This is a genomic window from Nitrospinota bacterium (assembly GCA_029881495.1).
Taxonomy (GTDB): Bacteria; Nitrospinota_A; UBA7883; order JACRGQ01; family JACRGQ01; genus JAOUMJ01.
This window is the reverse complement of the sequence record JAOUMJ010000031.1, coordinates 14383-34538: the sequence shown is the minus strand read 5'-3', so window position 1 is coordinate 34538 and position 20156 is coordinate 14383. Positions and strand designations below refer to the sequence as shown.

The following is a 20156-nucleotide window of genomic DNA, read 5'->3' as shown; positions in this document are numbered from 1 at the left end:
AATTCTCGGCCTCCCTTTAAGGCTTGACGGCAGTCAGGGGACTATCTATCCAAAAGTAATGAAGTTCGGCAGGGCGCTTGAGGCTGAAACAGGCCTGAAAGTCGAGTATGTGGATGAGCGTTTCACGACCGAGGAGGCCGGGGAGGTGCTCCAAAGAGCCGGTGTTCCTGGGAAAAAAAGAGGGAAGCTGATAGATATCATGGCCGCACAGCTTATCTTGCAGAGGTATCTCGACACATTTTCCTCTGCCGGAGAGTGAATATAAAAGTATCCCGCGAATCCTGATATAATTTAGCAGGAGGTATCCTTTAAACAGCTTGAGTGGTGAAAAAAATATTCCTTGCAAACAGTTTTGGCAAATATTGAATGGCTAATATGCGGCAAATATTCTTCCCGTTGATTACGGATATTCTGCCTGCAGTTTTGTTTGGCGGGAAAACAGCGGAGCGTCAGGAGCATTTACGTGCGACAAAGGTGTTGACGATGTATTTCGGCGTTTACTTTGTTATCGAAGGTGAGATGGGGCGAGCGGATGAGTAAGATGAAACAGCAATTTCTTCTCCCGGTATGGAAAGACAAGATAGCTCCATGCGGAGGGAAGGATGGATGTCCCGCGGAGACTGATATTGCCGGCGCGATGTATGCCCTAAGCAGAGGGTGGAAGAATCTTGCATGGGAGATAATGATGGACAGCCACCCCTTCAGGGGTGTTCTCGGTAGGGTCTGTTACGGATTTTGCGAAGCCCCGTGCAACCGCGGCAAGTTCGATTCTCCCATTTCGATCCAGCATCTGGAAATGGTCATAGGGGATGATGGATTCAACCAGGGGTGGAAGCCGGAGATAAAAAAAAGCAGCGGAAAAAAAGTGGCAATCGTCGGCGCCGGTCCCGCCGGGCTGACTGCCGCATATTTCCTCGCCCGTTTCGGACACAGTGTGGAACTGCTTGAAAGCTCCGAAAAGGCCGGCGGGATGATGCGTTACGGAATCCCGGAATACCGGCTTGAGCGGGATGTCCTCGACAGGGAGATAAATTTCGTGCTGAGCCTTGGCGTGAAGCTGAAAACAGGGGTAAAGGCAGATCGGAAAAAGATCAGCGAGCTATCAACTAAATATGACGCCGTTCTCATCTCCACAGGAGCGCATATTCCTGTAAATCTGGAACTGGGGGATAAAACCAGAAGCGGCCTTGAGTTCCTCAAGAGCATGGATACAGGCACGAGGGAGAACCTGGAAGGGAAATCGGTGCTTGTCATCGGAGGGGGGAACGCGGCGATGGATGTCTGCCGGACAGCGATCCGCCTGGGCGCAAGCGAAGTTAATGTGGCATATCGCCGTTCGCTTTCCGAGATGCCCGCGCATAAAAACGAATATTACGACGCGGTTGATGAGGGAGTGAAATTTCAATTTCTCCTTTCGCCGGTCTCTTTCAAGAACGGATCGGTAACCTTTTTGAAAAACAGAGTAGTGAAAACCGACCCTTCCGAAAGAGGGGGGCTGGAACCTCTTGCAGGTGAAACGGTTGAAATAAAGGCCGACGAGGTATTTCTCGCTATCGGGCAGAGTTCGGAAGAGTGGGAAAAACCGTCTGACGGCAAGAGCAACATCTTTTTTGCCGGCGATGTTGTCGCCACCTCCAAAGGTACGGTGATTCACGCAATCGCCTCCGGGAGAAAGGCCGCCGCGGATATCGAAAAAAGATTGACAGGTAATGTGCTGTTTGGTGAAAGAGCCGCGGAGGTGCCGTTTGGCAAGCTCAATATCAGGAACTATTTCGAGAAGAGGATGCGCCTAAGGAAAAAAGTTATTCCCGCCGTCGAGAGAAAAAAAGGGTTCGGGATCCTTGCCGAAAGAGCAACCCTGGCCGAGGCGGCGGTTGAGGCGGGGCGCTGTTTCGTCTGCGGAACATGCGTCGGCGGTCTTGATTCCACATGCGACTGGTGTTTCCGATCATGCAGGGAAGGGGCGATAGACAAAAAAAATATCAAATGGAAACCTGGTGAAGTTTTCTTTGAGCATACCGAGGATTGCAACGGCTGCGCCAGGTGCTGGGAGTTTTGTCCGAGGCAGGTGGTAACGCCGAATGAACTCCCGAAGGATATCATTCCGAAACCGACCGGAGGTTTTACGATGGAGCAGGAGACATGAGCGTCAGAGAGATAAGACCGCTCGATTTTCATCCGCAGAATCTTGCGCCGGGGAGTTGCGGTCTTTACGCGGCGGCTGGAGAGGTCGACCTCATGGCTTCGCTCAGGGCCGCTTCGGAACTGCAAGGTAGGGGGACCAGCGGCGCCGGCGTATTCATCAAGGGGATATACCCGGAGTACAAGGAACTCTACGCGCTTCATGTAATGTATTTCAATCGCGACATCGCAAGGGAGCTTGAGAGTCTCTTCACCGAGCATAAACTCGGCCTTCATCATATAGGTGAAATGGAAGCGATGGTCGAAGCGTCCATGTACAGGAAGTTCAGTCTCCCGGAACTGAGAAGGTATTTCGTGGATCTTCCGACGAAGGATCAAATGCTGAGGCGGTATCTGACCGTTGATCCCGATACGTATGTGCGGCGGGTAGTCGAAAAGTTCAATACCACTTATGTAGGGAAGGCGCGGATATTCAGTTCAGGCAAGAACGTAGGGACGTTTGTCACCGCCTACGACCTGAAAACAACCATTGAGGCGTACTCGCTCTCCAAGTTCGCTTCGCGCCCAATAACCGCAATGATGACGCACATGCGATGGCCCACTTCCATTGTGGAGACGGGAGTATGGTACGGAATCCATCCGATAAGTTTTATAAATTCGCACATAATCCATAACGGCGACCTTTCAAGCGCCCCCTCGAACAGGCAGGGAATCGAGGCCGCGGGGGTAACACAGATGGTCGGCACCGATTCGGAGGCGATACTCCTTGAAGTGGACAATCTCCTTCGCGGGCGCAACATGAGCTACCAGCAGATCGAATGGGCAATGTGCCGAATGTATCCGCAGGAAGAGGAGAAACTCTCCGAAAAGGAGCGCGGGGAATACGAGGATATCTTCAGGAACAATCCGGAGCTGGGGCGTTTCAAGATGTCCGGCCCTTCGTCCTTCGTTTCCATCATCAGGAAGGATGGCGTGGCGCGGGTGATAAGCGGACGCGACCGGGACGGATTGCGCCAGCTCTGGATGGGGAGAAGCAAGGATGGAAAAACCGTCATATGGTCGTCCGAGGAGAAGTGCATTTATCAAACGGCATTCCTGACAGGGAAGAAGTACAAGTCGGTCAATTGCGAGCCTGGCAAGATAACAGTTTTCGAACTGAACGAGAGTGGCGTGCTAAACGGAGTTTTCGGTGAAACTTTATAACAACAAGATTGTTTACGACCCGCCTTATGAGTGCGGGGTAGGGGAGGTAGGCGGTCCCTACCGCGTGACTGTGGATCCCGACAGGTGCGTATGGTGCGGCATTTGCGTAACCAGTTGCACGCACAAGCTCACCGATATGAACAGGAAAGAGTGTGTGTTCGAGATGAGGGAATACCCGGTCGATTCCGGCGGCAGGAGGCTTACCGGTGCGAGCGCCGTGATAGACGGGCATCTTCAAAAAGAGCTTCACATAATGGATATCGACTGCTGCAACTGCAAGAGGTGCGTGGCGATGTGCCCGACCAACGCGATCATCGTCGACAGGAATCCGAACCATTCCGTTATCGGCACGGGTAGCATCGGTTCGCGCGAAATACTCCAGAACGTGCGGAGAGCGTACGGCAAGAGCATGGTCGGCTCAATGTCGGATTTTCAGCGACCTCTGGAATGGGAGAATTTCCTGATTGACGCTTCCATAATTCTCAATCCTCCACGCGACAACATAAATGAATTCGCCGGACGGCTCACAAACTGCTATCTCGGCAAGCATCCAAAGCGGAGGCTGAAGGTGGGGATACCGGTGCTCGATTCGCATATGAGCTACGGCTCGAATTCACACGAGGCGATGCTCGCAAGGCTTATCGCTTCCATAAAACTGAAGAGGCCGTTCTTCACCGGGGAAGGGTATCTGCATCCGGATTTTGCCCCCGGGTTCAAGCACTCCATCCTCCAGTTTGGAACCGGAGGCTTCGGGCCGTGGGTTGATCTTAAGGAGTTCGCGGGGATTAGCATGAAGTATGGGCAGGACGCAAAGAAGGGGAAAGGGGGAAAACTCCCCGCGCCGAAAAACGATTACGAGATAGCGCTCCTAAGGTGCATTGAACCGTATCGCGACGTGAACTCGCCGAACCCCCAGCATCTTCAGTATTCCATTGAGGAGCTGAAAATGAGGGTCGAATCGCTTCGCGCGGTTCTTGGCGAGGACAAGCTTGTAGGGGCGGATATTTACGGCACCGCTTGGAATGCGGAGCATATTATTCTCGCGCTTGCGCAGGCGGGATTTGATTACATTACTATCCGCGGCGGGGGAGGTACCACAGGCGCGGCTGGAACAACTGATCTGCAGAACAAGGGGCTAGATATCCTCTATTTCGGAAAGGTCGCCCACGACGCGCTCAGGCGCGAGGGTCTGAGGGAAAAGATATCCCTCATCGGAGAAGGCAACTTCACATCTCCGAAGGCGGCGATGCTCGGGCTGATGGTGGGATTTGATTTTGTGGGGACCGGATCGCGCCACCTCTTTCCTCTTGGCTGTACCATGTGCCTCAGGTGCCATACGGGACAGTGTTCATGGGGGATCACATCCAGGAGATACGGAAACAGGATAGACCCGGAAGAGGGCTCGGAGATGATAGTAAGGATGATGGGTTCGTGGCAGAGAGGATTGGAAGGGCTGGCGGCCGGACTCGGCTTTACGACTCACGAGGAGGCGGTCGGTTCGCGCAAGTTCAGGTATCACGGCACCGACCCGCTCCTTTACGACCTTTTTGGAAGGGGGAAATTTTGAGCGATACCTCCCAGGAGAAGCTGATGCTGAACGCGGGAACCCCCCTTGAATCGGTGGCCTCTGCCGTCGATGGATTGAAGGAGATCACGATCGACTGCGGGGTTATGGATATGGCCGGCAAAAAGCTGAACGCCATGATGAAGATCGCGAGGGGAGCAGGCGTTGAACATTTCATCCTTGTGAATGTCTGCGGTCAGGATCTTATCGGAACCGGCATAGCCGGCCCTGCGAGAATATCGGTGTACGGGCTTATGGGGAACCATTCATGCGCCTTCGTGGACGGATTGACAATAAATACTTTCCCGACACGCTTCAGCAACTCCGTATGGTGTCCCGGTGACGCGCAGGTTGCTATTGGAACATCGGCGAACCCTGTGGAGATGAATATCGGCGGCTCGGTGGATGATCTCTTCGCGTCGTATGCTCCTTCCGGAAATTTCAGGGTAGCAGGGCAAGGTGGGAACAGGTGCGTTCTCAGGGCAGGCGCGGGCATACCCCAGATATGGAGAGAGATAGACTATAACGCCATAAGGGATATGGGGGACAATGAAAGGGTAGAAGCGATGCTCTTCAAATACCAGAAACGTCACGCGGAGATAGAGTTGCGCGGATGGGACAGCTTTATAGAAGGATTCAGCAAGGAGCTGGAACGGCGTTCCCCTCCTGTTGTCGTCTTCGGCAGGAAGGTGAAGGATTATTTCATGGAGTACGCGCAAGGGACTATAGGAATAATTCTGAACGTGTATAATCTCCCTTCTCCGATAGGGTACTACGTATGTTCCGGCATGACGGCGGGGAAGGCGTATATTCGCGGCGAGGTAAAGGAGTCGCAGCTTGGGAACCGGGTAAAGGTTGCAGATATGAATGAAGAAGATATTAAATTGATCTCGCGTGAAACGAGAGCGTTTTATGCTTCCTTTAAAGGCGTAATTGATTCCAGGAAGTATAATGAAAAACTGGAAATGCTGATCAAAGCATGTGATGAAGATGAGGAGCGTTACGCTTCAGGGTTTGTTAAAATAGTGCCAGTATAGACGGAATGCGGAAAATGCTTCCGCTGTTGTAGTAAAATAAAAAGCGAAGGGGATATTGAAAATGGGAAGTAGTAACCGCGACAAACTATTGACTGAAATCAACAGGTTGTTGCTGGAAAACGAGTTGACACAGGAAGAGAGAGAAGCCGTGTTGGAATCGGTTCTAATGCACCTCCTTGATTACATGGAAGATATTGAAGATATCGATCTTTTCCAGGACAGACTCAACGATATGGTCGACAATTATGTAGAACAGCATTTTGAGGATACAATGGAAGATAACTTTAATTGATTAATTGGGCGGAGATTTTGGGTTTTAATTGCGGGGGAAATAGAAAATTGACGTTTGCCGTATGTTTTGATATCTTAATTCCAATTAAATCAAAAACTTTCCGTTATTATTTTAAGCAGGATTTTGGGGATGAGGGGGTATGACTAAATCAGAACTGGCTGATAAGCTTGCGGAAAAGATAAAGATAAACAAGCAACAAGCTGAGGGGATCATAAATATCTTTACCAATTCCATAATTGAAGCCCTTGCCAAGGGGGATAAGGTTGAAATAAGGGGATTTGGAAGTTTCCGCGTAAGGCACAGGGCGGCTAAAGAGGGGCGAAATCCGAAGACCGGCGAAAAGGTCTATGTGGCTCCGAAAAAAGTTCCATTCTTCAAGACAGGCAAAGATTTCAGGGATACCGTAAACATAGACGAATAACCCTTTTCCGCTTCATGGCTCGATCGGTATCCGGGAGTTCCTTTCATATCTTCAGTCTCCGGTTTTCGTTATACAGATACGTCAGTCACGGTTTTTACCAAATTCGGGATACTCTTTCGCAAGAAGGGTGAGAGCTTCGTTTTCCGGGAGCGGCCTGAAGTCGGTCTCTTTCAGAAGTTTCCCGTTATCGAGAGAGCAGTCTTTCGGCCTCTTTGCCATATCGCCATGTTTCTCCATCTTCGACGGGGCGAGAAGTGTATCATCAAGCGAAAGCCTCTTTGCGACCTTTAGCGCGAATTCATACCTCGACTCCCGTTTGCCGGACGACAGGTGATAAAGTCCCCTGCTATCCTTTCGTAAAAGCTCGGCGATAGCCCTAGCGCAGTCGCCTATATAGAAGTGCGAACGGTACTGGTCCGTATAGAGTTCCAGTCTCTTCCCTTTGGACAAATTCGATGTCAGCCAGTGAGTGAATCCGTTTTCGCTGAAGGCGCCTCTTCCGAAAACGATGGAGGTTCGCGCGATAACGTGGTCAACCAGGATCTCGCTTACGACTTCTTCACCTTTAAGTTTTGATTCGGCGTAAATGCTTAAGGGATTCGGAGTGTCAAGTTCCGTATACAGGCTCCCCTTGCCGTCAAAAACAAGATCGGTGGAAAGGTATATCATCCGCGCCGAATTTACACCGCAGGCCTCGGTGAGATGTCTGGTCCCTTCAAGATTGATTTTCATGCAACCCTTTTCGTCCATGTTGCAGGTTTCCGGGGATGTGATGGCGGCGGCATGGATTACCGCGTCCGGTTTTGCCGATCTTACAGCGGTGTGTATTGAGGCAGGATCTCCAAGCTCCATTTTGATCTCAGCGTATGGAAGATGGTTCCCGGTTTTACGCACAGCGGCAACGATGAAATGCTCCCCTGCAAGCAATCCAGCTACACGGGAGCCGATCTGGCCGGTTACACCCGTGACAAGTATCTTCACTCTAGTTCCTCCGGCGTACCCGGATATACGCTGTAGCAAGGAGAAGCGCGCAGGCCAGCGTAAAGACATCGCCGAAACGGGTATAGAATGTGCCTGATTTGTCGGGAACTTTCAGTGTCTCGTTTGCAGTGGCGACTTTAAAGAGTTCGGTAGTGTTGCTGATCTCGCCAGTTGCGGAGACGAATCCCGAAATGCCGGTATTTGCCGACCTGATTATCGCGATGCGGTTTTCCACCGCCCTGAAAGGGAGCGACGCCATATGTTGCGCCGATGCTCCAGACTTTCCGAACCATGCGTCATTTGTAATGTTCGTTATCAGCCTTGCTCCGTTCCGTACGAACATGCGGGTCGGTTCCGCAAATATTATTTCGTAGCATATCTGGCTCCCCAAGGGGATGGAGTTGATAGTAAGGGGGCTGGCGGTATCGCCGGGTGTGGTATCGCTACTGAGTGCCTTTGTTATCTTGTTCACGAAAAAAAGGAGTTTCCGCAGCGGGACATACTCCCCGAACGGCACGAGATGCATTTTGTCATAGTGGCCCACGACTTTGCCGTTGTTTAATAGATAAGCTCTGTTTGTGTAGTAATTCTTTCCCGTATCTTCCGAATGCTCCACTCCAAGTCCTCCGAAAAGAATGGGAGTATCTATCGATTCGGAAAGCTTGTTTAGAAAGTTCGTTCGCATTGCGTCATATCCGTAGAAAAAAGGGATGGATGCTTCCGGCCAGACCAGGAGGTCCGGTTTTTTTTTCGCTTCGGATTTGGACAGGGTGAAATAGGTGGCAATGACGGTATCCCTGTATTTGTTGTCCCATTTCATGTCCTGGTCAATGTTCCCCTGGATAATGCTCGCGTTTATTTCCTTTCCGTCGAGATTCTTCACATGTCTGATATTTGCCTGCCCCCATACGGTGTTGATAATTGCCAAGGTAATCGCCACCGCCGCGGGCGCTAGCGATCTCGGCTGAAATCCTCCGCTTCTTGTTCTTATAAAGGCGTACGCAATGGATGAATTGACGAGGACTATCAGAAAGGTAACCCCCGCAGTGCCGGTAAAAAGGGCCATCTGTATCACGGAGGGATAATATGACTGCGTATGGGCAATCAATGCCCATGGAAGTCCTGTCAGAAAGTGCCCCCTTGCGTATTCAAGGAGGACGATAATGAAAGGGGAGAGAAAGAGCATCTCCGCTGTTTTGCCGAATGCCGGGAGGATAAGGCCGTAGAGCCCGGTGTAAACCGCCAGATAGAGGATCAGTATGAAGGTAAGGATGACCGCAAGAGGGGGCCAGATATGCCCGTATGTGGTAAGTACCGTATATATCCACGGCATTACACCGGTAAAATAGATTATCCCGCAGGCGAGCGCGATGTAGAAGGAATCTATACCCTGCTTGTCGTGCAGAGCTATCATGAGCGGAACCAGCGCGATCCATGCGACATATCCTGCGCCAAACGGCGGATATGAGACTACAAGCAATACACCGGATGCGGCAGCCAATGCCCAGGGTATCCATTTTTCCATCAGGTATTTATACATTAAAAGTGGACGATAATTAATTTTTAATATTTGAGTAAAAGCTTATTTGCTGAATAAAACAGGAGTTTTTGTGTAGAATATGGCGTTAGATTAATAGTGCTGGAGCTGTCACCTGTATTTGCATTTTTTTGAGAGGAATAACCTTTGAGTAGTCTTGGGGAAAAGCTGAGGCGCGAAAGAGAGGCGCGAGGGGTTTCATTACAGGAAATATCCGCCGCCACGCGGGTAAATATCAAATTCCTTGAAGCGCTCGAGAAGAATGATTATTCCGAATATCAGGCTCCCGTATTCATCACCGGATTCCTTCGTTCATACGCTAACCACCTTGGCCTTGATGCGGACAGGATCGTGGCCGAATATGAATCGCTGAATGTGGAGGTCCGCCATGATGCCTCAAGGGTTGTGCAGATAGGGGATGAACAGAAACCTTTCCCCGTAGGGCTGGCAGTTGTCGGCGGTGCGGTACTGCTGGTGTTGCTCGTCATATTTTCAAACATGTCAGGAGAGGATAATGCGGCTGTCGCGCCTCCTGTAAAGGCCGGGAAGCAATCGGAAGAGAAGGCTGTAACGGAAGAAGAACCAAAAAAAGAAGAAAAGAAAGAAGTAAAGGCTGAAAAAGATGAGCCCGCAAAAGAGGTGAAGAAAGAGACAAAGAAGGAGAAAGCTCCTGAACCAGCGCCGGAGCCGAAAAAGGAGGCCGTCGTTCCGGCGGTAGCAGTCCCTGCTGAAAGCATCTCAGAAAGAACGGAATTGAGAAAAAGGGTAGACGCCTCGAAATATCGTCTTGCAATTTCAGTTACCGAAGAGGAGGCCTGGGTGCTTATCGTCGTTGATGAAGAAGATGTACGTGACATGTTTGTGAGGCCGGGCCAGAAGATAGTCCTCAACGCGGACAAGAGTTTCCTTTTTACCACCGGTAATGCTTCCAGCGTCCGGCTTGAGTTGAATGGAGAACCGGTTTCCATCAAAGTCCCGAAAAATAATGTAATTAAGAACTGGCAGATACCTCTGTCGGATTGATTTAATGCAGAATGCCGTCCTGGGGATCATAGGTCACCCCATTTCGCACACCCTTTCGCCGTTGATGCACAATGCTGCGGCGCAGATGCTCTCCCTTCCTTATGTTTACGCGGCGTTTGACGTGAAGCCGGAAAATCTGAAAAAAAGCGTGGAGGCGTTCCGCATGCTCGGGTTAAGAGGATTGAACGTCACCGTTCCTCACAAGGTAGCTGTGATGAAATATATCGACGCCCTCGATGAGGAGGCTACCGGGATAGGAGCGGTTAACACGATTTTGAACAATGACGGGGTAATGACAGGGTATAACACCGACGGGATCGGTTTTGTACGCTCGCTTAAGTCTGAAGGTTTTTCTCCAAAGGGAAGAAAGGTTGCTCTTATTGGGGCTGGAGGCTCTGCGAGAGCGATTGGCGTTTCACTCCTCAAGGCGGGAGCGTCGAATGTCACGGTGATAAACCGAAGCAAGCCTGGAGGGGCGCGTCTGGCAAGGGAGTTGTCCGGTTTTGGCGGCTCGGAGTTCGCCCTCGCTTCCGGAGGGGATGCGGGGAAGATAATCGGCTCAAGCGATCTCGTTGTGCAAACGACTCCAATGGGGATGAAAAAAAATGATCCGCTTCCGATAGCGGACACCCCTTTCGAAAAAGGGCAACTTGTCTATGATATAATTTATTCACCTTTTGAAACACGATTTTTAAAAATCGCCAGGGACAGAGGGTGCCGCACGATTAATGGACTCGGAATGCTTGTTTACCAGGGGAGCGAGTCATTTCGCATATGGACTGGCAAAAAGTTCCCGGAGGAAAAGATATTAACGCTGTTGAGGGGATTTATCAAAAAGGGCAAATGACATGGCGAAAATAGACGCGTTTTTCAAGCTTATGAATGAACAGGGGGCTTCCGACCTCCACCTTGTTGCGGGGAGCCAGCCGGTTCTGCGCATAAACGGCGAGATGGAAAGAGTGAAATACAAGCCTCTGGATAACGATGAATTAAAGGCGATGCTGTACGAGATATGTCCCGAAGATAAAATAAAGGTGTTCGAAGAGACGGGCGATCTTGATTTCGGCTATGAGATCCCCAATTTGGCAAGGTACAGGGCGAATTACTTCATGCAGAAAAACGGCGTTGGTTCCGTTTTCCGCGAAATACCAAGCAAGATACTTAGCGCGGAAGACCTCGGGTTGCCTCCGATACTTTCAAAAATGGCGATGCTTGGCAAGGGGATGGTCCTCGTGACCGGCCCAACCGGCTCAGGTAAATCGACGACGCTCGCCGCGATGGTCGATTATGCCAACAGGGTGAGAAAGGATCATATCCTGACCATTGAGGATCCGATCGAGTTTGTGCACAAGGCGCAAGGCTGTGTTGTGAATCATCGTGAAGTCGGGAAACATACCGAGTCGTTTGCCGCAGCTCTCAGAGGCGCGCTCCGCGAAGATCCCGATATCATCCTGGTTGGAGAAATGCGCGATTTGGAAACGATCCAACTCGCTCTTGAAGCCGCCGCGACAGGCCACCTTGTGTTCGGTACTCTGCACACCCAGTCGGCAGGTAAAACGGTTGACAGGATAATCGACGTCTTTCCGTCAAACCAGCAGGGGCAGATAAGGACGACTCTCTCTGAGGCATTGAAAGGGGTTGTTGCGCAGAACCTTTTCAAGAGGATAGATAAAAAAGGGCGCTGCGCGGCGCTTGAGATTCTTGTAGTCACACCCGCGGTGGCCAATATGATCCGCGAAGGTAAGACGTTTCAAATCCCGTCGGTTATACAGACCGGGAAGAAGTTCGGTATGCAGTCGCTCGACGATGCCATTCTCGAACTTCTGCAAAAGGGTTGGATATCCGCCGAAGAAGCGTTTAACAAATCGATAGAAAAAAACAGATTTGTGAATTTCCTGAAGGAACCGCCGGACGATTTTGCGTGAGCTGTCGCCAACGCGGATATCACCGACCCGGGTTGTTTTCTTCCCGGTTATTCCAGGCTCCATTGCCGTAACCTTTTTCATAAAGTAGAATCACCCAGATGGATATAGACATACTTAAAAAGGCGAGAGAGGTGCTGAAGATCGAGGAGATGGGGATAGCCCAAGTATCAGCCGGTCTTGATAAAAATTTCGAGAAAGCCATCGAACTTATGCACACCTCCAACGGCAGGATAGTGGTGACAGGTATGGGAAAGTCGGGAATTATCGGCAAGAAAATATCCTCCACCCTTTCGTCGGTCGGCACACCCTCCTTTTTTCTGCATCCCGCCGAAGCGATACACGGCGACCTCGGAATGATAGCAAGGGGGGACGTCATAATTGCCATTTCAAATTCCGGCGAATCGGAGGAGATCGTGCGCCTTCTCCCTATAATCCAGCGGTTCGGCATAAAATTCATTGCCCTTTGCGGCAGGGCTGATTCAACGCTGGCAAAGAGAGCGGATGTATTTATAAATGTCGGAGTGAAGATGGAGGCTTGCCCGTGGGACATGGTGCCGACAGCTTCCACTACCGCCGTTCTCGCGATTGGCGACGCGCTGGCGATTGTCCTGATGGAGAAGAAAGGTTTCAAGCGCGAGGATTTTGCGGGTAATCATCCGGGTGGAAGCCTCGGCAGAGGAATGCTGGTCAAGGTTGAGGATATTATGTTGACAGGGAAACATATCCCCGTTGTCTACTCGGATGTATCGCTGAACACAGTATTGACCGAGATATCGGCCAAGAAACTCGGGATGACGGTCGTAGTCAACAACAGCGGAGCCGTTGAGGGTGTTATCACGGACGGCGATCTGCGCAGGCTCTTTGAGAGGGCGGCAAATCCGGTCGGAAAACTTGCCAAGGATGTCATGTCGCCAAATCCCGTTACCATCGATGTAAAGGCGATGGGGGGCGCCGCGTTGAAGATGATGGAAGACTGCAAGATAACGTCAATAATCGCTGTTGGACAGGATGGAAAAATGCAGGGTGTGATCCACCTCCACGATCTGCTTAGGGCGGGAGTAATTTGAGCCCCCCGCTCTCGGAAGAGCTTGCGCGAAAGGCGAAGGGGATAAAACTCTTCGTGCTTGATGTCGACGGGGTCCTTACCGACGGCAGGATCATCGTCAACGACGAGGGGGTAGAATCGAAAAATTTCAATGTGAGAGATGGAATGGCTCTCGCCATAGCAAGGCGAAAGGGGTTCCACCTGGCGATAATTTCAGGTCGGTTCAGCAGGGTGGTTGAGCACCGGGCCAACGAGCTCGGGATAAAGGATGTGCATCAGGGAGTTTCAGACAAGCTTGCGGTATTCAACGAGGTTTTGAAAAAGCTCGGTATCCCCGCAGAAGAGGCCTCATTTATAGGGGATGATATCAACGACCTCCCTCCGATGGAGGCGTGCGGTTTTTCGGCGGCACCGAGCGACGCGGACGAAAAGGTGAAGGCCACCGCCGGCTATGTCTGTTCAAAACCTGGCGGTAACGGCGCGGTGCGCGAACTTATAGAGGTTGTTCTATCAGCTCAACACAAGTGGGGCTTGTAAGAGCAGGCGTAGACCGATATTGATTTTTGAATTATTGACCGCGTCATGCGGTTATGTTACCTTCCTCCGATTGCAGGCTGGCGTAGCTCAGTTGGTAGAGCAACTCATTCGTAATGAGTAGGTCGGCGGTTCGAATCCGCCCGCCAGCTCCATGTTTTTGCGCATAAACCGTAGCGGATTCGTTCTATCATCCTCAGCCGTTTTTGACATGGATTTGAGGTTCGACTATATTCCAACTGGTGAAAGAGAAAATCGATCGAGCATTTCCAGCTTTCGTGGTTATTCTTGCCGTCTGGCTATTCGGCAATATGCTCCGCCGCTACGCGGTCGGCGCGTCATTCTGGCTCGATGAGGCGTTCATAGTCTACGACGTAATGAACGTTCCGCTCTCCGGCATGTTCAGTGCGCTTCCGGTATGTCAGCAGTTTCCCCGCCTCTACCTTTTCATCATAAAAATAATCGGCATGATTTTCGGCTACGGCTCCTATTCGATGAGGATCTTGCCGCTCCTTTTCAGCATTGCTTCGATGGCGGTTTGGTTCAAGGTCATATTGAAGAGTTCCGATCTGTTGTCTCGGCGGATCTTTTTCATGCTCTTCTTCACAGGGGCGGTGATGTTCCTGCAGTATTCCACGGAAATAAAGCAGTACAGCGCGGATCTCTTCTGGTGCGGCTTGCTGACCTTCTGGTATGTAAATATTTTAAAGAGCGGAGATGAGGGGCCGCTCTGGCGCTACGTTCTCCTCGGTTTTCCGGTTCTTCTGTCCTATACATATCTCCCGGTTGCAACAGCGATCCTGATAATCGAATTCTCTCCATTCGGGTCGAAAGTTGTTTCTAGGAGATCTCTTTCTGTCCTTGCGTTGACGCTGACCGTTTTGCTTATCCTCCTTTACAGGATTGATCTTGTGCACATCTGCGGAGGGATCAAGGAGTTCTGGGAGGGGGCGTTCATCGGGAGGGAGAGTATTTATCAATTCATATCCTCATCGGGAGAGCGATGGTACGACTATCTCGGGGGGTGGTTTTTCACGGAGTGGTACTCGATCCCTTTATTTGGAACGAAAGCGACTTCGGTTTTAATTTTTCTCACGGTATTGACTTCGCTCATCGGTATCGCGGTTTTGGTTCGCGAGTCGCGTTCGGGAGAGAGGCACCAAAGAGGATTGGCTATGCTTGCAATTCTTGTATCGGTTGAATTGTATGTTGCCGGAATACTCCGTCTATATCCTTTCGGCGCGCTCAGGATGAATCTTTTTGCATTGCCGTTCGCGGCGCTGTTTGTTTCCGCAGGGCTCGCCTTTCTTGTCAAGAGGGCATGGACCTCCGTCGCGGCAGTCATAGTGGTACTGCCTTTATTGAATATCCTCGTTGCGTTCCCTTTCTCGCAGATAATACAGAATCTGAATACGATAGACTGGGATTCCCCCATGGTGAAGGATAAGCCCCTTCTCGTTTCGGACTGCTCCTACTATCAGGTAAATACCTACTCGAAGCTAAAAGAAAGAGCCGGCATTTTCCATTATGCAGATTCAAAACTGGGTGATGCGCTTGCCAGCGTAAAGCCCCCTTTTTTCTATCTCTTGACGCACAACTGCGGAGAACTTCAGCGGAATACACTCAACGAACTTACAGGAAAATTTCGCACGAGAGTGATGACATCGGGGAGCGTGGTAGGCTTTCTATATGTTTACGACACAATGTAGAAACAAACAAAACGCTTCTTATTTTGTCCGCATGATGTGCCGATATGGAGTAACCAGTAGAGATCTGTTTGCTTGTGATAGTTGTGTTGCGTATTTTGTTCGGAAACAGTAAATGATTATGCGTGTGAATTCAAGATGTTGAGATACCAAATCACAAGGGGTTTATTTAATGGAAGCGATGCTGTAAAATGTTGATACCGAGATGAAAAAAATATTCGAGTCTCTTCAGTTTTTGCGCATCGGTACAAGGGTAGCAACGCTTTCGGTTATTCTTGCCGGCTATACCAGCCATGCGTCCAATGCGTATGAGCTTTACGATCCGGCTGAAGTCGTGGATCTAAAGCGGGGCATATACTTTGTGTTCACCGGCGAGGTTGAGAAGTCTGAAAACATATTTCTGAAATATATCAAGGAACATCCCGACAGGCCAGAAGGGTATTTTCTGATGGCATGCCGATACGCCGAGTATATGAACGCGTACAGGGACCGAACCGATATGGCGAAATTCAAAATGTACGCAAAGATGACTGTCAAGAGATCAAACGAGCTTATCAGGTCGCATCCGGATGATCCAACCGGCTATTTTTATATCGGCAATGTGAAAGGTTATACGGGGATGTTTGACGGGCAGGATCAGAATTGGGTGCAGGCCTTTCTGGATGCCGTGGCAGTGAAGAAAAATCTCGAGAAGGCACTTGAGCTGGACCCGGCCCTTTATGACTGCTATTTTGCGCTCGGCACTATCTATTATTACGCGAGTAAAAAGCAGGCGGATGACGGAGGCTTTGTCGGATACATAATCAGGAAATTCATCACCAACAATGGAGACATGAGGAGCGCCGGGATACGGATGATAGAAAAGGCGGTATCCCATGGGAACCTTGCCATCGACTCTGCAAAGAGTGCCCTGCTGTGGGTAAACATGAGCGAAGAGAATTATGAAGTGTCGGAAAGGCTCGCATCCGAGCTTGGGCAGAAGTATCCGAGAGACAGGCGATTTTTCTGGGCCAAGGCACGTATAAGTTTAGCGAAAAACAATTGCGCTTCAGCGATGGAAAACTTTAACGAGATCACAAGGCTGAATGAGGAAGAAGGATTGGGGTTGATGCGATTTCCGGAAGTCCAAAACGGGAGGGGTGTAGCCACTATGTGCCTGAACCTTAATGTATGGAAATGCGACAAGGCGTTCCAGGCCGTAAAGAACCTCCAGTATCAGGTTTCACACGAAGAGATTGTATGGCTTGAATATCCCAATGCGAACAAGGTGATCAACGAATGGACCGGCCTCCTCTTCGATTATGAAAAGGCGATAAATCAAAAGAGGGAAAAATCGGAATCATACGCCGACGGTTGCGTTTAATTTTCCATGTGACAAGACCTTTTCGCCTGCCGATACGCTATGCGGAGAGAATGTAATTTCCTGAAAGACGTGACTGCGCTTTGGAACAAGGCTGAAAACCTCGCGAAATTTTCTAATAGGGGGCCTTCCCCATTTTCTGTTTCAGCTTCAGCAGTTTCTCGTAAATTCTGAAGTACAGATATTTTAAAATGTACAAGCCTGTGCCTGCGGGATTTGCTTCTATTGCGTTTCGAAAATTGTTCCACGCTTTTCCATATATCCTGAAAGAGGGGTGTTGATAAACCAATGCGGCTTTCAGCTGGCGAAGATAATATCTGCTTGGGTCTGTGCGGCGCGCGGATACCCCGTTTGAGCAGGCGGAAACGATTTTTTCAATTCTGGAGCGGTAAGTGTGTCCTTCAACAACAAGTTTTTGTCCCGCCTTCGCGACCGTAGAAAGAAGTTCCGGCTTGCCGAGATATTTTCTTATGATATCGGCGGCGTTATCGAAGTCGTGAACATCAGCGTTTTTCCCGGGTGAAAAAATATCGTAAAAGCCGGAATCGATCATTGACTGCCCGATCAGCAGGGCTCCGGCCGCTGGCGCTTCGAATGTTCTCTGATTCATATCGTAGCGTGCGGAGATATTGTAGACAATCTTGCACCGGCTGTAGAATTTTCCAATCTCTTCATTAAATAGATGTCTATCGTTAGTTGTCACTTTAATTCCCTTGTCTTCCATCATTTTGAAGTAGCGTCTTTTCTCCTTGTTCAGCGATCCAACATATCCAACGTCAATATCCCTTTCCAGTTTAAAATCGCGATGAAATAGTTCATCCGCCGCATATGGGAGCAACTCGGTATTATCAACCCCGGCTTTTACGCATATTTCCATCCAGTCCTTCTGTGTAAAGAAAGTGTAATCAAACAGCCCTGCCCACTCCTTGTGCCATCGGAAATTGAAGTGTGTATCTGTGCTCCAGAACGCGGTTGGGATTTCAAGTTTGTCGATATTTTCAGGAAAAAACCAGGTAGATCCGGAACAATCCACATGAAGAAATATATCCGGTTTTTCCGGCATACCGCCAACCAGGCTTTGAATATCTATATCTTCTTGGACAGTCAGGCATTCTTCGTACTCGCACTCCGAAGGGGTGATAAGGAGCACCTTGTGCCCGGCCCGTTTTATCGCATTAAAAGTAAAATCACCAGTGTTCCCTCTCCCCCAATTTGTGCCGAGAAGTATGAACATGGCGTGTATTATAGGTCAGATGTTAATGTCGTTCAAACAGTTCGCAATCTTGGAGCCGATATGTTTGATAACTTTGCAAGGTTAATATATTCTAAGCGGACAATGACAGATTTGCTAAAGGTAATCACTTTCTTCTTATGCGATGTTGGGGTTTCAAGGGGGAATGCAGGATGAAATGTCGCGGAAGGTTTTAGCGAACCCGGATATGAATGACAAATTGCGTGAGACGGAGATGTCCAGCACTGCCATGAGTTTATACAAGGTGGTAGGCAAAAATAAAGGTTACTTTCTCCTTGTTTTCGATTTTCTATTAATTAACGCGGCTTTCATCTTTTCGTACCAAGTACGATTTCATCTGTCCGAATATGTCTCATTTCTTGTCCAATTATCGGAGATGGAGCAGTATGCGAAGGCAGGTCTTCTGCTCGGGATAATCTGGGTATTTCTCATTTGGCGCGACGGCGGGTACGATGTCGGGATATTTGGCCTTAACCTTACCTCCCTTAGGTTGCGATCACTTCTTTCATGCGGATTTTATGCTTTATGTATTTTAATGGTAATTTCATTTTTATACAGAGGGATGCTCCTTTCAAGAACCGTTTACATTATGAGCGGATTTTTGGCGGGGATCGCGCTTGTAGCGATAAGGGTGGGAATAAACAGATTTGAAAGATCATTTTCGGGGAAGGGAATAGTCACTCAAAAAGTTGCTGTAGTCGGGAGCACTGAAGAGACAAAACGGTTTATCTCGAAATTTTCCGAGAGCTGGACCACTGGAGAGATCGTAGGAGTTCTTTTGTTGAACGACGACAAGTCGACTTCCGATTATGAAGGTTTCAGGGTAATTGGCAGTTTGGATTCGCTAGCGGAGGCACATGGGAAGTGGACGTTTGACACTCTTGTTATTCCTACGCAGGATCAGACGGATATGATGGCAAAGGTATACAGCGAAAAAATAATCAAGGTGATAAATTTTTGCGAGGAACATGGGATTTCACTGTATATGTTGCCTGGTTCATATGATGTCGCCGTTTCAAGACACGAGGTGGGAAATTTTTCCGGCATCCCTCTCATAAAACTTCAGGATACATCCCTGCATCCGGCATATGCCGTTGTGAAAAGAATTTTGGATCTTTTTGCGGCCTCCCTTGCTTTGGTTGTTGGCTTCCCGGTATGGCTCCTCATAGCGGCTTTTATCAAATGGGAAAGCAAAGGGCCGATATTTTTTATCCAGATAAGGGCCGGGTTTCATGGCAGACCGTTCAGGATGTACAAGTTCCGCTCCATGGTTATGGATGCTGAAGAAAAACTGAAGGATCTGGTGGATATTGACAATCTGGACGAACCGGTCTTCAAGATAAAGAACGACCCGCGCGTTACCGCGGTAGGGAAATTCCTAAGAAGAACAAGTTTGGATGAAATTCCTCAGTTGTTGAACGTTATCAAGGGGGAAATGAGCATAGTCGGACCAAGGCCTGAGGAACTTTCTATTGTGGATAAATATAGCGATTACCAGCGGAGAAGGCTAAAGGCAAAACCGGGCATAACCGGCTATCAGCAGATAACAAACAGGGGAGAGCCGAGACTAGCAGAGCGTATCAAGTACGACCTCATATACCTGAAGTACCAAGGATTTCTCCTTGATTCGTATATCCTGCTCAAAACCATTTATGTGGTGCTTGTCGGCAGGGGGGTAACCCACTAGCAGTGAACAGAACACTCGCAATAGCGGGGAAAGGCCATTTAGCATCCAAGACGACGTATATAACGGGTTCGATGCCAGATGCTCCCGGAAACCGGTCCCCTGGCTGGACGTCTAATGCCGCTCGAACCCCTAATTAAAATATAAATAATAGAGATAGAGAAAACAATCCCTCCGGCTATGTCGAGGCACGTGGGGCGGCTGGACAGCGGGATATCAACTGTGTTGGGTTTATCGACGACATTGTAAGTTCAGCCAGAGCAAAACCTGATATAGAGGTCAGGTTTCCGTAAACATTGTGTTTGCAAGTGTGATTGCAGCATATTTCCATTCATGTTAAATTACCTTGCTATATATATTTATGTTTTGTGAAAAGAATCCGTGATGTTGTGGATTCTTTTGCCGGGGGTCTATTTTTTATACGGCCGTAAGACTGACATATTTTAATTG

General features: G+C 49.4%; 19 protein-coding genes and 1 tRNA gene. 17 read left to right on the top strand and 3 right to left on the bottom strand.

Going from position 1 to position 20156, the window contains the following annotated elements:
• The 8 genes from ruvX to OEY64_11465 form a co-directional block, all read left to right on the top strand.
• A partial coding sequence (ruvX, locus tag OEY64_11500; protein MDH5543576.1) for a Holliday junction resolvase RuvX occupies positions 1-259 on the top strand: 259 nt, incomplete at its 5' end.
• A 107-nt stretch (positions 260-366) separates the two neighbouring features.
• A complete protein-coding gene (locus tag OEY64_11495; GenBank protein ID MDH5543575.1) occupies positions 367-540 on the top strand; it encodes a hypothetical protein in 174 nt (57 codons plus the stop codon).
• A gap of 1 nt (position 541) precedes the next feature.
• The gene (locus OEY64_11490; GenBank protein ID MDH5543574.1) at positions 542-2146 is read left to right on the top strand and encodes an FAD-dependent oxidoreductase; all 1605 of its coding nucleotides are present in this window, start codon (positions 542-544) and stop codon (positions 2144-2146) included.
• Complete coding sequence (locus OEY64_11485; protein ID MDH5543573.1) at positions 2143-3345, top strand: hypothetical protein; 1203 nt, start codon at positions 2143-2145, stop codon at positions 3343-3345. The genes OEY64_11490 and OEY64_11485 overlap by 4 nt, the downstream gene beginning before the upstream one ends.
• Positions 3332-4912 carry a glutamate synthase-related protein gene (locus OEY64_11480; protein MDH5543572.1) on the top strand — a complete coding sequence of 527 codons (1581 nt, stop codon included), beginning with the start codon at positions 3332-3334 and terminating at the stop codon, positions 4910-4912. Before OEY64_11485 ends, OEY64_11480 begins: the two co-directional genes overlap by 14 nt.
• A complete protein-coding gene (locus tag OEY64_11475) occupies positions 4909-5946 on the top strand; it encodes a hypothetical protein (protein ID MDH5543571.1) in 1038 nt (345 codons plus the stop codon). The genes OEY64_11480 and OEY64_11475 overlap by 4 nt, the downstream gene beginning before the upstream one ends.
• Positions 5947-6007: 61 nt before the next feature.
• Positions 6008-6238, top strand: a complete 231-nt coding sequence (locus tag OEY64_11470; GenBank protein MDH5543570.1) for a hypothetical protein — start codon at positions 6008-6010, stop codon at positions 6236-6238.
• A gap of 139 nt (positions 6239-6377) precedes the next feature.
• Complete coding sequence (locus OEY64_11465) at positions 6378-6659, top strand: integration host factor subunit beta (protein MDH5543569.1); 282 nt, start codon at positions 6378-6380, stop codon at positions 6657-6659.
• A gap of 81 nt (positions 6660-6740) precedes the next feature.
• Here OEY64_11465 and OEY64_11460 read toward each other — a convergent pair whose 3' ends face one another.
• Complete coding sequence (locus OEY64_11460; GenBank protein MDH5543568.1) at positions 6741-7640, bottom strand: SDR family oxidoreductase; 900 nt, start codon at positions 7638-7640, stop codon at positions 6741-6743.
• Position 7641: 1 nt separating this feature from the next.
• Entirely contained in the window at positions 7642-9165 is a 1524-nt protein-coding gene (gene lnt / locus OEY64_11455) for an apolipoprotein N-acyltransferase (GenBank protein MDH5543567.1), read from the bottom strand.
• A gap of 159 nt (positions 9166-9324) precedes the next feature.
• Between lnt and OEY64_11450 the strand changes: the two genes are divergently transcribed.
• The 8 genes from OEY64_11450 to OEY64_11415 all read left to right on the top strand — a co-directional run bounded on the left by OEY64_11450 (position 9325) and on the right by OEY64_11415 (position 16773).
• Positions 9325-10200 (top strand): helix-turn-helix domain-containing protein, encoded by an 876-nt coding sequence (locus OEY64_11450; GenBank protein ID MDH5543566.1) that lies wholly within the window; start codon positions 9325-9327, stop codon positions 10198-10200.
• Positions 10201-10204: 4 nt separating this feature from the next.
• Positions 10205-11047, top strand: coding sequence for a shikimate dehydrogenase (locus tag OEY64_11445; protein ID MDH5543565.1), 843 nt, complete (start codon positions 10205-10207; stop codon positions 11045-11047).
• A gap of 1 nt (position 11048) precedes the next feature.
• Positions 11049-12125 (top strand): type IV pilus twitching motility protein PilT, encoded by a 1077-nt coding sequence (locus OEY64_11440; GenBank protein ID MDH5543564.1) that lies wholly within the window; start codon positions 11049-11051, stop codon positions 12123-12125.
• 98 nt (positions 12126-12223) lie between these two features.
• A complete protein-coding gene (locus OEY64_11435) occupies positions 12224-13192 on the top strand; it encodes a KpsF/GutQ family sugar-phosphate isomerase (GenBank protein ID MDH5543563.1) in 969 nt (322 codons plus the stop codon).
• Positions 13189-13707, top strand: a complete 519-nt coding sequence (locus tag OEY64_11430; GenBank protein MDH5543562.1) for an HAD family hydrolase — start codon at positions 13189-13191, stop codon at positions 13705-13707. The genes OEY64_11435 and OEY64_11430 overlap by 4 nt, the downstream gene beginning before the upstream one ends.
• 76 nt (positions 13708-13783) lie before the next feature.
• A tRNA-Thr gene (locus OEY64_11425) sits at positions 13784-13859 on the top strand.
• Between the two features lie 87 nt (positions 13860-13946).
• A complete protein-coding gene (locus tag OEY64_11420) occupies positions 13947-15413 on the top strand; it encodes a hypothetical protein (GenBank protein ID MDH5543561.1) in 1467 nt (488 codons plus the stop codon).
• 202 nt (positions 15414-15615) lie between these two features.
• Positions 15616-16773: a hypothetical protein gene (locus tag OEY64_11415; GenBank protein MDH5543560.1), complete on the top strand. Its 1158-nt coding sequence runs from the start codon at positions 15616-15618 to the stop codon at positions 16771-16773.
• A 112-nt stretch (positions 16774-16885) separates the two neighbouring features.
• On the opposite strand, the gene OEY64_11410 is transcribed toward OEY64_11415, so the two are convergent.
• Positions 16886-18004: a glycosyltransferase gene (locus tag OEY64_11410; GenBank protein MDH5543559.1), complete on the bottom strand. Its 1119-nt coding sequence runs from the start codon at positions 18002-18004 to the stop codon at positions 16886-16888.
• Between the two features lie 175 nt (positions 18005-18179).
• Between OEY64_11410 and OEY64_11405 the strand changes: the two genes are divergently transcribed.
• On the top strand, positions 18180-19709 hold the full coding sequence (locus OEY64_11405) for a sugar transferase (GenBank protein ID MDH5543558.1): 1530 nt from the start codon (positions 18180-18182) through the stop codon (positions 19707-19709).
• Positions 19710-20156 lie beyond the last annotated feature (447 nt).